Source organism: Christiangramia sp. (assembly GCF_029937855.1).
Lineage (GTDB): Bacteria > Bacteroidota > Bacteroidia > Flavobacteriales > Flavobacteriaceae > Christiangramia.
Map to the genome: position 1 here is coordinate 1 of NZ_JAPYPC010000051.1, position 14,195 is coordinate 14,195.

The 14,195-nt window shown below is 36.7% G+C and carries 14 protein-coding genes and 1 pseudogene; 7 read left to right on the forward strand and 8 right to left on the reverse strand.

What is annotated here, in order from left to right; genetic code table 11:
- From Q1K34_RS17250 to Q1K34_RS17280, 7 genes and pseudogenes are all read left to right on the forward strand, one after another.
- Window positions 1-1,171 (forward strand): di-heme oxidoredictase family protein (locus tag Q1K34_RS17250; RefSeq protein ID WP_300441776.1); only part of this gene is annotated, 1,171 nt, incomplete at its 5' end.
- Window positions 1,168-1,605 carry a ubiquinol-cytochrome c reductase iron-sulfur subunit gene (locus tag Q1K34_RS17255; protein WP_011709198.1) on the forward strand — a complete coding sequence of 146 codons (438 nt, stop codon included), beginning with the start codon at window positions 1,168-1,170 and terminating at the stop codon, window positions 1,603-1,605. The genes Q1K34_RS17250 and Q1K34_RS17255, both read left to right, overlap by 4 nt.
- On the forward strand, window positions 1,577-2,830 hold the full coding sequence (locus Q1K34_RS17260) for a hypothetical protein (protein ID WP_011709199.1): 1,254 nt from the start codon (window positions 1,577-1,579) through the stop codon (window positions 2,828-2,830). Before Q1K34_RS17255 ends, Q1K34_RS17260 begins: the two co-directional genes overlap by 29 nt.
- A 487-nt stretch (window positions 2,831-3,317) precedes the next feature.
- Complete coding sequence (locus Q1K34_RS17265) at window positions 3,318-3,842, forward strand: sigma-70 family RNA polymerase sigma factor (protein WP_300441782.1); 525 nt, start codon at window positions 3,318-3,320, stop codon at window positions 3,840-3,842.
- Between the two features lie 331 nt (window positions 3,843-4,173).
- Window positions 4,174-6,558, forward strand: coding sequence for a TonB-dependent receptor (locus Q1K34_RS17270; protein ID WP_300441785.1), 2,385 nt, complete (start codon window positions 4,174-4,176; stop codon window positions 6,556-6,558).
- 72 nt (window positions 6,559-6,630) lie between these two features.
- Window positions 6,631-7,698, forward strand: a complete 1,068-nt coding sequence (locus Q1K34_RS17275; RefSeq protein ID WP_300441788.1) for a PepSY-associated TM helix domain-containing protein — start codon at window positions 6,631-6,633, stop codon at window positions 7,696-7,698.
- Between the two features lie 193 nt (window positions 7,699-7,891).
- Window positions 7,892-8,119, forward strand: a pseudogene (locus Q1K34_RS17280) (tyrosine-type recombinase/integrase); the annotation flags it as partial.
- Window positions 8,120-8,195: 76 nt separating this feature from the next.
- Here the strand turns inward: Q1K34_RS17280 and Q1K34_RS17285 are convergent.
- From Q1K34_RS17285 to Q1K34_RS17320, 8 genes are all read right to left on the reverse strand, one after another.
- Window positions 8,196-8,645, reverse strand: a complete 450-nt coding sequence (locus Q1K34_RS17285) for a hypothetical protein (protein ID WP_300441790.1) — start codon at window positions 8,643-8,645, stop codon at window positions 8,196-8,198.
- Between the two features lie 303 nt (window positions 8,646-8,948).
- A complete protein-coding gene (locus Q1K34_RS17290; RefSeq protein WP_300441793.1) occupies window positions 8,949-9,422 on the reverse strand; it encodes a heavy metal-associated domain-containing protein in 474 nt (157 codons plus the stop codon).
- A gap of 40 nt (window positions 9,423-9,462) precedes the next feature.
- Complete coding sequence (locus Q1K34_RS17295) at window positions 9,463-10,302, reverse strand: hypothetical protein (protein WP_300441796.1); 840 nt, start codon at window positions 10,300-10,302, stop codon at window positions 9,463-9,465.
- Between the two features lie 10 nt (window positions 10,303-10,312).
- Entirely contained in the window at window positions 10,313-10,711 is a 399-nt protein-coding gene (locus Q1K34_RS17300) for a hypothetical protein (RefSeq protein ID WP_300441799.1), read from the reverse strand.
- 26 nt (window positions 10,712-10,737) lie between these two features.
- Entirely contained in the window at window positions 10,738-11,127 is a 390-nt protein-coding gene (locus Q1K34_RS17305; RefSeq protein WP_300441802.1) for a heavy-metal-associated domain-containing protein, read from the reverse strand.
- A gap of 123 nt (window positions 11,128-11,250) precedes the next feature.
- Complete coding sequence (locus Q1K34_RS17310; RefSeq protein WP_300441804.1) at window positions 11,251-11,598, reverse strand: nuclear transport factor 2 family protein; 348 nt, start codon at window positions 11,596-11,598, stop codon at window positions 11,251-11,253.
- Between the two features lie 54 nt (window positions 11,599-11,652).
- A complete protein-coding gene (locus Q1K34_RS17315) occupies window positions 11,653-12,108 on the reverse strand; it encodes a doxx family protein (RefSeq protein WP_300441806.1) in 456 nt (151 codons plus the stop codon).
- On the reverse strand, window positions 12,105-13,304 hold the full coding sequence (locus Q1K34_RS17320; protein ID WP_300441809.1) for an MFS transporter: 1,200 nt from the start codon (window positions 13,302-13,304) through the stop codon (window positions 12,105-12,107). The genes Q1K34_RS17315 and Q1K34_RS17320 overlap by 4 nt, the downstream gene beginning before the upstream one ends.
- Window positions 13,305-14,195 lie beyond the last annotated feature (891 nt).

The following is a 14,195-nucleotide window of genomic DNA, read 5'->3' on the forward strand; positions in this document are numbered from 1 at the left end:
TTTTTTTACATCCTGCGAAAAATTGGCTGATGAATATGGTCCTGTTCCTCCAAAGGAAAATGAACTTCTTGATGGGCCTGTAGAAGGATTATCAATCGAAGAACAGATTCAGTTCTTGAATGGGGATATAGCGTTCAATGATGAAGTATTTACTGCAGAAACTGGACTCGGCCCCGTTTTCGTAGGTACTAGCTGTGTTAGTTGTCATTCTGGGGATGGTAAAGGTCACCCGTTTAATCAATTTATAAGATTCGGTCAAAGTGATACTTTAGGAAATCCTTTTGCAGACTTTGGGGATGGTAAAAATCAATTACAGAATAAAGCAATTCAGGGGTTTCAGCCTGAAAAGCTACCTCCAGGTGCACCCTTCACAACCTTGGTTGCGCCTGCGGTCACAGGATTAGGTTTTTTGGATGCTGTTCCAGATGAAAGTATACTTTCTCTAGCCGATCCTTATGATGAGAATGGCGACGGAATAAGTGGTAGAGCTCATTTCGCATATCCTCCTGAATATGTTCAAATTCGGCCAAATAGTATTTCACGTGGAGGTAAATATATTTTTAGGTTTGGTAAAAAGGCAATTAGTTATGACTTATTGCATCAAACAGTAGGTGCGTATAATCAAGATATAGGTATTACATCATTATTTGAACCTATAGATCCTTATAGCGGGCTGGAAGAGGACCCGGAAATCAGTACTCAGGTAGTTAACGAGGTGGTTTTTTATTTAAAAACCTTAAAAGCTCCGATACCTCGAAATCAAAATGATCCTGATGTTGTATCTGGCAAACAAATTTTTTCCCGAATTCAATGTGCTGCCTGCCATACCCCAAGCATGAAAACGGGATATTCGCCTATCGAAGCACTATCTAATAAAGAATTTCATCCCTATACAGATTTACTACTTCATGATATGGGTCCTGGTCTGGACGATGGATATACCGAAGGTTTTGCTGAAACATCCGAATGGAGAACCCCTCCGCTATGGGGAATTGGCCTTTCTGAAAACTCACAAGGAGGAGGTTTGTTTCTTTTACATGATGGCAGGGCAAGAAGTATTGAGGAAGCCATTTTGATGCATGGCGGTGAAGCCAAAAATTCAAGGGATGAGTTCAATGCCCTATCGGATCAGGAAAAAAAGCAACTACTTGAATTTATAAATTCATTATGATGAAAAGAAAAAAATTTATCCAAACCCTTTCCTCTGTTGCTATAACAATACCAAGTTTAGGTTTTTTACATTCATGCAGTGGAATTTACTATGCTACAGCAAAGGAAGAGGTAGATAAGATAACCATAGCGAAGCATGAGTTTATTCTTGAAAAAAATAACAAGGTGTCTAAAAGAGAGTTTGTCCTTATACAAAATAACAAATACAGATTCCCTATTTGTCTATATAAAGTTGGTGAAGACTATATAGCTTCCTTACTAAAATGCACTCATCGAGGGTGCGAGCTTAATGTTGGTGGGGGTATCTATAGTTGTCCTTGCCATGGAAGCCAATTTTCCAATGAAGGAACCGTATTACAAGGACCTGCTGAACAAAAACTAAAAACATTTCCAACGAAAACAGACGATGAAAACATCTATATTTTATTCTCCTAATTATTTGATCATTACCTTAATATTGTTCACCCTCAGTGGAAATTTAATAGCCCAAAACGAGGATGATATACTTAAAAGAACGAAGTCAGATACAACAGATACTCAACTTAACATGGATGCGGTATACAATCGACCAGCTCTAACAATAAATAAAGCTCCGGTATCTATTGGGGGATATCTTGAAGCCAATTCGATATATGCAGTGGAAGATGGATTGACAGAAGGATTATCTTTTCAAGCACGACGTTTAACATTATTTCTGTCTGCCTCAATTAACAAAAGAATTAAATTTTTAACGGAAGTAGAGTTTGAAGAGGGAGGTAAAGAGATTGCCATAGAATTTGCTGCTATGGATATCTCCTTTGATCCTCTTCTCAATTTACGAGGTGGAATAATCTTGAATCCAATCGGTGCTTTTAATCAAAATCACGATGGTCCTAAATGGGAGTTTGTAGAAAGACCTGATGTGGCAGTAAAATTACTACCCGCCACTTTTTCTAATGCAGGTTTTGGAATGTATGGTAAAACAAATACTGGAGATTGGATTATCGGATATGAAGCATACCTCTCAAATGGATTTGACAATAGTATAATTAATAATTCAAAAGATCGAACCTCTCTTTCATCCGTTAAAGAAAATGAAGAGCGTTTTGAAGAAAATTTCAGCGGTGACCCTTTAATTACTACAAAACTCGCTATTGGAAATAGAAATATAGGTGAGGTTGGTTTTTCTTATATGGGCGGTACATACAATCGAGTAATGGAAGATGGACTACAGATAGATGAAAAGAATAGGAGGGTGGATGTCTTCGCTATCGATCTTAGCACTACTATTGAATCAACCGGCACTTATATTGTTGGAGAAGGTGCTTATGTGTGGGTGGATGTGCCAAAAACATTTACGCAACAGTTTGGAGATAAACAAGCAGGATTTTTTCTGGATGTAGTTCAACCAGTGTTGCAAAAGAAAATGTTTGGTTGGGAAAATGCATCCTTAAACGTCTCCGCAAGGACAGATTATGTAGATTTTAATATTGGTAACTTCACTCAAACTAATACAAATATAGGGGATGATTTAATTGCGGTTACTCCTTCTATTAGTTTTAGACCGTCTCCTGCAACGGTTTTAAGGTTGAATTATCGTTATCAGTGGCAGAATGACATTTTAAATAATCCAGCCACAAAAACGGCTACCTGGTACCTGGGTTTTAGTACCTATTTTTAAGAATGATATGCAGTTTTAACTAATGGAATGGGCTGCTTGGGGTAGCATGATTAGTTTTATCTTACTTGCTAATTACAATATTTCTAAACAGAAGGCTTAAAATTATCTCAGTTTTTAGACAAGTTGAGAAAATGTTTCCAGGTGCAAAGCTTGATCAATAAAATGCTTCTTATTACGTATTGTATTTCTTTTCCTTCATTCTTGATTTGTGGAAAAATATCATGGGTAAAATGAGTCTGCGGTCATATTTTAAAAGAAAATTCAATTTAAATGTATCTTTTTAGAGATTTAAAGGTCTCCTTAGTAAAGTATAAAATTTATAAGTATGAATGATTGTAAATGCACTAATTGTGATTGCACTAAATGTAATTGCAGAAATTGTTTAGAAAACAATTGCCCTTGTACAAGCTGTGAATGTGGTAAGTGCGATTGTTGCTGAATTGAATAAAGGTTGGTTTAAAAGCTAACCTTTATTTATTTTTGAACTATGGAGACTCAAAAAGTTTGGAACAATTTCAATGAAGAGTTATTCTTCTTTATTCTCAAAAAAGTTAAAAATGAAAGTGCTACAAATGATATTTTTCAAAATACATTTTTAAAAATCCATAAAAAATTACATCAACTTGAGAATGATGAAAAAGTAAGAGCCTGGATTTTTCAAATTGCTCGAAACGAGATAGCAAACTACTTCAATAAAGAATCTGTTTATTTACCGAGTGTTAATTTACAGAATGAAACTGCTTTAGAAAAATATCAGTCAATATGCTGTTTTGATAAATTCGTATATGAACTACCAGATATTTATAAAAAGATAATTGAATTGATTTATATCAAAGGACTAAAGCAAAAGGAAGCGGCTGAAATGTTAGAAATAAGTCTTACAAATGTCAAGGCTAGAATACGAAGAGCTAAAGATATTTTAAAACAAAAATTCAATGAATGTTGTAAATACGAGTTTGATAAAGATGGCAAATTAATTGGTGAATCCAATTGCTCTATTTGTAAATCATAATTAAAAATACATCCGCCCACAAATCCATCGCAGATAACAGGTATTGTTAAATAATAGGATTTTAGCATTTCATAATGAAACGATTAAAAACTGACAAAGGGATAGAATGTTAACTTTAGTTGTTTCTTAGTATCATATTTTTTAAAGCAATCTTTTTTTGAATAAAAAATTGCTTTAAACATCAGATTAAATCAAAAAATAATCTATTAATTATCTTTAAGAGGGCTGTGATCACTCCACTCCACGCCATTTAAAAAAATCAAATTTTCTTTGTGTAATTAAAAGGGGCTTCTATATTTGTAATTATTTTTAATAAATCTAAATAAGAATAATGAAATACTTTACTTTTCTGGCTTTAATGGCCTTTAGCCTCTCTGCTTTCTCCCAATCTGGATTAAAAGGTGAAATTAAAAATGAAACAAATGGACCTATGGCAGGTGCCTCCGTTTATATCGAGGAATTACAAAAAGGAACTACTACAAATTTTGAAGGGTTATATAAACTCCAAGAAATTCCCCCTGGAAACTGGAGGGTAACGGTCAAAATGTTGGGGTACCAAACTATAGAGCAAATGATAGAAGTTAAACCAGATTCCTTAACAACCTATAATGTAAACCTGCAGGAAACATACGGCAGTTTGGATGAAGTGGTAATTTCTGCGAGCCGGAACCCGGAATATCTTTCAGAAATCCCAGCTTCTGTTACGGTGGTGAACTCAGAAAAGCTTCGGGAATTCACTAAGATATCCTCCAATATTAATGAGATTCTAGCATATACAGTGCCCGGTCTTGCTGTAAGTACAGGAACATTTTCGAATTGGGGACAAACATTAAGGGGTAGATCATTACTGGTTATGGTTGATGGAATCCCTCAATCAACACCGCTACGAAACGGACAATTGGGAATTAAAAGTATTAATCCTAACGATATAAGCAGAGTCGAAGTAATCAAAGGAGCTACTTCAATATTTGGAAATGGCGGGAATGGCGGCTTTATCAATTACATCACTAAGAATCCTACCACTTCAGAAAATTTGAGTGGCACTACTAATATTTGGGGAACATCCCAACTTTCAAGTACCGAAGATGCTCTGGGATACGGAGTATACCAATCATTTTCCGGACAACTTAATAAGCTTAGTTACTATGTAAGCGGAAGTATAGAACATACCGGGAATAAATACGATGCGGAGGGCACACCATTACTACCCACCTATGGGTTTGATAATACCGATATTTACAGTACGTATGGTAAACTGGAATATCTCCTTTCTTCTAATCAAAAAATAACTATTAACGGGAATCTTTATAAATCCCTTCAGGATTCTCCCTTTATTCCAGTTCTTGCAAATATTCAGGTGTTTAATGAAGAAGGAGACTACTCGTTGGAACCCGGTTATGGTATCGAAGGATCAATTCCTGGACAGAAGCCAACTGGTTCCGAATTGGTAAATGGGAGGATAAAATATAATCTAAATAATATTTTCTCCGGTACTACAGATTTTGAAACTGATCTATATTATTCCAAAGCCAAAAGTATTTTCTTTTATTCCGATAAATTCGAAGGAGGAGGGCAATCCGTGATCAATTCAGAAAAGTATGGCTTAAGACCTAATTTTAATACTCAGTTCAGCCCGTCTGGCGATATGAATATATCTCTGATCTATGGACTGGATCTTTTACGAGATAAGACTAATCAGGGGCTGTTGGATGGAAGGCTCTGGGTTCCAAATATTGAACTTATGGGTGTAGCACCGTATTTACAAACCACTTTAAAACTAGATAAAAAATGGACGCTTAAAGCTGGATTACGATACGATGATTTGAAAATGGATATTGCCAATTATAATACACTTCCCTATTCACCTAAAGGAGATGGTAACTTTAATCCTTCGGTCTCCGTTCAGGGCGGAGAGCTAGCGTTCGATAATCTGGCATTTAATATGGGAGTCCGGTATATTGAACATCAGGAATTCATTCCCTACATTAGCTATTCCCAGGGTTTCTCCATAGCTGATTTAGGTTCCATTTTAAGATCTGCAAGAGCTGAAAGTATAGACAACATTCAACTGGAGCCCGCGGTTACCAATAACTATGAATTCGGGTTTATTTCAAAATTTAATAATCTTCGTTTAGAGGCGGTAGGATATTACAGCACCTCTAATTTAGGTACTGGTGTTGTATTTAGTGATGAACTAAACTCGTTTATACCTTCTGAACAACCTCAGAAAATATTCGGTGGAGAGGTAGCAATAGATTATGCTCTCCCAAGCAATAAACTACTTATTGGGACTTCTTATTCGTATGTGGAAGGGCTTAAAAACCCAAACGATGATGAAAATAATTTAAGTTATGTTGGTGGTGATGTCATTTCTGCTCCAAAATTAACGGCCTATGTTACCTGGAAGCCAACAGAACAGTTTAATACTTCATTGAATGTTATGAGTTTAGGAGATCGAAACAGGTTTTCTCCTTTTCAGGATGGGGAAGGAAATTATGCTTTTAGGCATACGGAATTTCCTGTAAATGGATATACCCTGGTAAATCTAACGGCCACCTACCAAATTAAGAGTAATATTGATGTTTTCTTGGGTATCAATAACCTTCTTAACGAGTATTATTTACCGGCAAGATCTCAATGGGCGGCGCCATTAAGGTCTTTTACTACAGCTGGGGAGGGAGCGAATGCCCGTCTTGGTGTAACTTATAATTTTTAAAAGGGGTGGTAGTCGTTATTAAGAATTGATATTCAGAAGTAACGACTACCATTTTACACTAAAATTTATTGCTTGAAAGCATTTTCAAACATAGTTAAGAAAGTACATCTTTTTTTAGGAATAACATGTGGGGTTTTGGCATCCATTTCAGGTCTTACTGGTTCCATGTATGTATGGCAGCCGGAAATAATGTCGGCCTTAAATCAACGCTTACTACAAACGGAATCCACTAATACTCTTTCGGAAAAGACATTATTAAAAACTACCTCAGAACTTTATAGGAGTCAGAAAGATACTATAGCAAAGATACTCCTACCTTATCGAGAGCAGGAGACGGTTTCCATTCTTTATAAGAATGGTCAAACCCTTTATTATCATCCGGAGACGGGAGTACCTTTAGGAAAAAAATCAGCTTCCATAAAATTTTTTGAAGATTTACTGAAGATCCATCGAACTCTTGGAATTCCAAAGATTGGCAAATACATTGTGGGTGGTAGTGCCATTATATTTTGCTTATTTCTTCTTACCTCCGGTTTATTTCTATGGTGGAAAAAGTATAAATCAAATTTTAAAAAGGGAGTCAAAATTAAATGGAAACGAAATAAAAAAAGATTTAACTACGATGTACATAAGTCACTTGGAATAATTTTTTTCCTTCCTTTGGTTGTAATGGCTCTTTCTGGTGGATATTTTACTTACCACAGCTACTATAAGGACGGTTTAAAGTTAATGGATAGTTTTATGGGTAATATAGAACCTAAAAAAGAGATCCTAGTAGATACCAAGTTTAATATATTACATTTATTGAAGACTCCAGACAACCAATATGCACTCCGGGCAATTTATTTTCCACAAGACGGAAATGAAGAGTATCGATTTAGATATATTAAAAACCGATTTATAAAACCGGGTCTTAGAAAAACCAAGGAATTAAAAGTAAATCAAAATGGTAAAGTTAATTATGTAACCTCTTTTGACAGTGATCCCATTAGTGAAAAAATAGCAGCACAATTTTATCCGATCCATATTGGAGAAATGGCAGGCATGCTGGGGAGAATTTTTGTTTTTATTTCCGGGTTTGTTCCCTTAATATTATTTATTACTGGTCTCAGATTTTATTATTTTAGAACGGTAAGATAACGTCGAAAAGTGTTTAGTTTGATTTTTTTTAAACTCTTTATTTTCGAATAAATTTTGATTTAAAGGTCATATTAAACTGAGCATGGTTCTAAAATTGGGAACCCTAAATAATTAAACTACGAACTGAAAAAGCCAAGCTTGCAATTGAATGGCTATATATTTGTTTTGCCTGTTATAACCGGGCTTGCCTATTTATTTCAAGGAAATCGCTAAAGAAGTAAAAATCAGAAAAAATTTAGGCTTTCATACTGCTAGAGATACTTTTGGTGCTACAGTAACCTTGGCCAATGGCGTACCTTTAGAAACAGTTTCCAAGTTGCTAGGACCTCATAAAATTTCCACTACCCAGATTTATGCCCAGGTAATTGATTCCAAAATATCCTCAGATATTGATAATTTGAAGCAAAGGTTGAATGATTAAAAGAAATATATGGTTGCTCACAATTATAACCAAAAAGGCCTCTTGAAGTTTCAAGAGATCTGTTTAAAAAAGCAAATTAATTTCCTTCACTCAAAGAAAAGCTTCCATCACCTTTAAAATTGGTTAACGTGATAGTTACAGACCATATTCCTGGTGTTCCAGTTTGAGTAACACCTGAAAATGAATCTGGCTCAGATGCACCCGACAAAGACCGGTCAAGAACAGAATTATTGTTGGCGTCCCTAACAACCATTCTAAAAGAACCATTGGCAGTAGCGGTGATATCGGCATTATAATCTGCCGTAGGTTCAGAATTATTCCAGGTAAAGGTTCTGGTAGTAGATCCTCCATTGCCGGTAAAATCTCCATCAATGTCACCATCAAAATCACTGGTGTCATCAAATAATACAGAATTGTTGACACTAACTTCAGCGACTACCAGATCTTCCTGGTCATCATTATTTGAACAACCAATAAAAAGGGTTGTTAAAAATAGAATAAAAATTATAAATTTCATTGATTTCATGGGATTGGATTTATTAGGTTCCCTTCAAAAATACAGGAATTTTGTAATTTCATCCTAGCAAAGTTTATAGACGATATTAAAATCCAGTTCTTTATTTAAATTCTAGAGGAGTAATTTTTAAAAATCGCTATTTAAAAGTTTTCATGATCATATATCAAACAGCGCTTTATAAAGTGAGTTTGTAAAATTTCTTGTGTGCATAAGATGGTCGCCTTGAAGGAATCTTCTATACCTAAAAAAAATATAGCGGGCTGTAAAAAGAGTCTACCATTAATTATATTTCTTTATGTTAGCTATAAATTGCTAAAAAATCCGGATGATATTTATTTTCCAATGACTGGGTAAATCGTCATCTTCCTCGTCCTGAACAATTCCTTTAAGTTTTATCTTTCCAGGTTTTAGTTCTGATACCAGATCGCCAGAAAGACTGTAAGTTTCAGTTTCAGTATGGAGTTGAAAATTATTATTCTTCTTAATTAATTTTCCCTCTATGACTACTTCAGCTTTTTTGGCGGAAAAACCATTTTTCTTGACTTCCTCCTGGATTTGTTTAAGACTTAAACTATTATTTTCCGAAAGTTCAAGATAAGCTTTACCATCATTTAAACTCACCCTTACCTTTTCCAGCCCATCCATTTTTTTAAGCCCGCGTTCAAGGCCATAGGCACAAGGTGCACAATCCATTCCAAAAACTTCCTGATCTACTTTGGTGATTTGGGCATTGGAACTTATGGTCCCAAACACTGCCACTACGATAATTAATGCTATTCTTTTCATTTTACTCTTTTTTATGTTTAAAATTCTCCTTTAATATCCGTTATAACCAATAACTTATGTTCAATGATACCCGGTACTTTTCACGGTGCGTATTCGGTATTAGATCCTGAACCACCGGGAACAATGCCCCGAAGGAAATTCCCCAGGGCCCGGCAAGTCCTAAAATAGAAGGACCAACCAATACTTTTTTACTTCGTTCATCCGTAGAAAAAAATTGTCCGTTAACTTTATTATCTCCGGGAAATTCGGCCAATGATTCTACAAATATCCGCCAGTCAGGTTTAGGGTAATCCCCCATAAAGATATTGGGACGATAACCTATCACCATGCTTGCATAGGGTAAATCGCCTAATTGCTGGTTGTCCTTTTCAAAATAATATTGGTAACCGCCACCTAACCAGGCGTACCACGTACGTGAGGCATATCCCGTAGAAATGGCGCCATGAATAGAGTTCCCTACATTCACCTGTCCGCGAACATCCTCAGTAGGGGCAGATACACCTAAAATTGCTGTGGATTCAAACCTCTTTCCTACCCCAAAAGCATTTGAAAAAAAACGATACCACAAAGCAGCCTCGATATCTCCATTGGAAGGCATCATACTATTTCCACGCGTTCGTGGAGCATTTTCCAGACGTTCAATCACAGTAGGAGTGGTAAAGGTAACCTGTAAATCTTCCGTAATGCCATAGAAAAATGTATACCGAAGCATATAAGAGGCTTCGTCTTCGGTCGCTATGCTCATTCCGGCAGCGTTCATGTTTATACCGCCTTTCGCCAGGGTGGGCGTCTGCAAACCATAAATAGGGCCATGTCCCTGGGCTTTTACTTGATACAGTGTCAATAATCCTATACCCAGGATCAAAAAATATTTTTTCATTTTAATTATATTATAATTCTAAAAATTTTTGAATGGGAAAAAGTAAATAGGCTGCAAAAAGTCCAAAAAGATATAACACAAAGGAAAACCATAAGATCCCTTTGCTCCATTTAGCTGCTGTATCACAGGCCGTTTCATTTCCGTCTTCATCTATTTCACAGCTCTGCTGCCGTTTTCTTCCGTAGAACAACCAGAAGTTAAAGCCTATCATAATCCCGGCAATCAGGAAGGTCCAGTCTTTATATTTGCTCATGGTGATGAGCCAGGGCAGGTCAGAAGCCAATCCCGCCACCACCGCTCCCATTCCCAAAGCAACCAATAGCGAAGGCAGGGCGCAACACAGTAAGGTGGAAACCGAGGTAAAAAGGGATCCTATACTTACGAAGTCTTCTTTTATTTTAGCAAACATCTTTATTGTTTTTTAAAAAGGGATATCTATGAGTTTACAGAAGTCGCCTTTTCGGTTATAACTTCCACTTCAAACCCGCGGTCTTTAATAAGGGAGAGTATTTTTTCTTCTGAAATCTGGTTTGGATCATATTCAATAATCGAGTAACTTTTATCAAAACTTGTCTCACTTTTTATAATGCCTTTTTGTTCCTTCAGCATCGCATCGATACCATTGGCACAACCGGACTGGCAATGCATGCCTTTGATTTTTAAGTGTAGGGTTTTTGCCGTCATCTCTTTTTGAGTTTTAAATTCAACCTGATTTTTATTTTCCTGCTCCATAGCGCTTGCGGGATTCCCAGAAAACACAAGGGTCGTTCCGGTTAACAATACCGCCAATAATTCTTTATGTAATCCTATTATATTATTATTCATTTTTAAAAATTAACTATGTCAAAATTAGGGACAGCAGGGGGGTGGTAACCAAATAAGATTTTATTTTTTTTCTTTAAAAAAATCCTACTGCTTAACCTTCTAAAAATCTGGAACATTCTTCTTTCATTTTTTCTTTCGGATAGTGTAATGAATGGTTTGGGCAATTATCAGCCCATTGCGTACTATGTAGGAATCTGCACCGTCATCTATTTGTGAATTGTCTGAATTTGCAGTCCATTCCAGAAATGCTATTTCATCTTGAAAAAGAAAATTGGTATAGTTAAATTCTGCTTTCGGAAAATCTCTGATCAGCATTTTATTCAGTTCCTTTAGTCCTGCATGTCCTTTGTAAATACCGTGCGTGGTAAGCAGGATCAAGCTTTTGGAAAAGTTTTTCTGCAGGTCATCTTCTATAGATCCCTTTTTAGAAAGTTCTAGATGATTTTTTAATACTTCTTCTGTAGTTCTCATAGGCTAAAAATTTTATATTTAAACTAGGCTTTAAAAAATTGTTTGCAGCACATTCTATTTTTTGGGATCATCCCTTATGGACACCATTTTTCTTGTTGAGTTCCAAATACCGATCACTGCTGCCAGTATGATTATATTTTTTATTACATACTGACCTTTCATGGTTAATACAAATGGGAAATGGGAAAACATTTGTTCGGGAAAAATGAAGAAGGTTGAAAAAGTTCCTAACATATGCAGGAAAAGTAAGCCTAAAGCCCATTTCAAAAACTTCCCCGATAACAAGCATATGCCAATAAGGCTTTCAAAAGTAGCCAATACAGGCATACAACCTCCTTGTGCAAAGAATTGGCCGGTGAGGGTACAAATGGTTGAGGAAGCCAAATTTTCGGCCGGGCTCAGCCCAACAAAAAATTTAACCATCCCAAACCAGATGAAAATTATGCCAATGCTCCACCTTAGTAAGTTTATGGCCTTAGCAGAACCGAAATGGATTTTGTATTTTATCATTTAGTTGATAATTTTATTTCTGTCTTTAAAAGATTAGCGGCTACAATCGTAAATACTACCTGTACACCCGCAAAAATAATTAACGCCTGATCTAACCCTAATTTCAATAGTACCCCAAACAATAAGCTCCCAAGTCCAAAACCTGTAAACAATGCAAAAACGTTGAGTCCCATTGCTTGTCCACCCTGTTTTTTACCGCCCAATTCGGTTACTATACCGGCAAATAAAGGTTGCGTGAGGTCGTATCCCAAAGAAATCAAGGTGACTGCAAGGGCGGCAACAAAAACGGGTATTTCCAGAGCGAGACTGGCTGTTGCTATGGCCGCTGTTGCCAAACCTATTAAAATAATCGGATAACGTCCCCGGCTATCGGCTGTGCGCCCTATAAGGGAACCAAAGAAAAATCCTGGTAAGCCATAACCAAGAATCGCCAAACCAATTTCAATAGTTCCCAGATCATATTTTTGCACAAAATAGACCCCTAACCAGGTATAAATACCTGAATGGAAGATCCCATTCCAGAATACGAATAAATAGGTCCTTAGCCCCCGGGGGAAAGCAAGTAGCCTGTAAAACCCACCTAACATGTTTTTTAATGAAGTATGGCCGGATTTATGAGGTAGCCGTTTCCAGCCCATTCGGGCTACCTGTATCCACAATGCCAAAGCGGCTAAGAGTGCAGTAGCCAAAAATAACATACGCCAGCCTGTATAAGGTTCCAGCATTACCCCGGCGGTGGAACCTAAAGCCATTCCTCCTTCCATAGCGGCAAATAAAAGTCCCATGGGCCTCCCCCTTTCCGAAGGTTTAAACATATCTCCTACAAGGGCCAGGGACATTGGCACCACGCCGCTTGCCCCTAAACCCGTGAGCAATCGTAACAGTATGAGTTGTGAAGCCGATTGCACCAGGGCGGTTATCCCTGTTAATAAAATAAAAGCCAGTAGGGATATTTGAAGTATGCGTTTTCTTCCAAATTTATCGGATAGGAGGCCATAAAAAAGTACTGAAACTCCATAAGCCAGCATATAAGCGGGTACTATAAGACCAATCCGCTGTTCTGAAACATTAAAAATAGTTGCCAGTTTGGGAATAAGTGGCGCTATCATATACGCCTGAAAAAATATTAGGCCCGCTGCCATGACCAGGGGTGGAAAAATGGTTTTTAATGGTTTATTTGAATTGGGATTGTCCATTACTCTGTATTATTTTTACTGGGAATTTTAAAGCTGTTATATTTATTTGGCTTCTTGAATAAACTGCCATCTCACAGTTACAAAGATGTCAAACATAAAATCCAACCTGGGGTGGTATCCTAATGTTAGCTTCCTTATTAAAAAAAGGAGCAGCTTTTTAGCCGCTCCTTTTGGAAAAAAAAATCCTACAACTGTTTTTTAAGCTGCCATTTTTTTACAGCTCTCGGCACAGGCATTGCATTTTTCTGCGCATTGCTGGCAAACTTCACTGTCAAACTTTGCACATTCATCCGCACAGGCCTTACATAAGTCCGCACAAATAGCACATAGGCGTTTTGAGTAATCAGACTGGCTTGCAAGTAGTTGAACACAGGCTGTGCATAAAGCAATACAATCCAGACAAAATTCGTGGCATTGTTTCATGTCGGGTTCCCCCAAATGTTGGTCAAGGCAAATTCTCGCCGCAGTAATGCAGGCGTTGCAATCATCGATACATTTTTGCATTTCTGAACTTAATGGTTTCATAATTTAAATGGTTTTAGTTACTTCCTGATTTGCTCGGAAATCAGAAATAAAAGATTAAGAGCCGAACCTCTTTTCAAATATCGACTCATAGCCCGGGGGGTAGGCAAGCCGATTAATAAAGATTTAACATCTTAATTTGGTTAATAATAAAAATGGCAGCCATTTCGGCTGCCATAAAAAAGTTTCAGGTTTTTATTTCAGTACGAAGATTTTCTTAACTGGCTTTTCCTATTCCTGCTTCGATAAGCTTTTCTTTACTGATCTCATTGTTTGTACAGCATTCAAGCAATTTACCATCAACTGCCACCGAGGGGATTCTCTTTACGCCATATTCCTGCATTTTGGTTAAACAAGACTTATCATCAC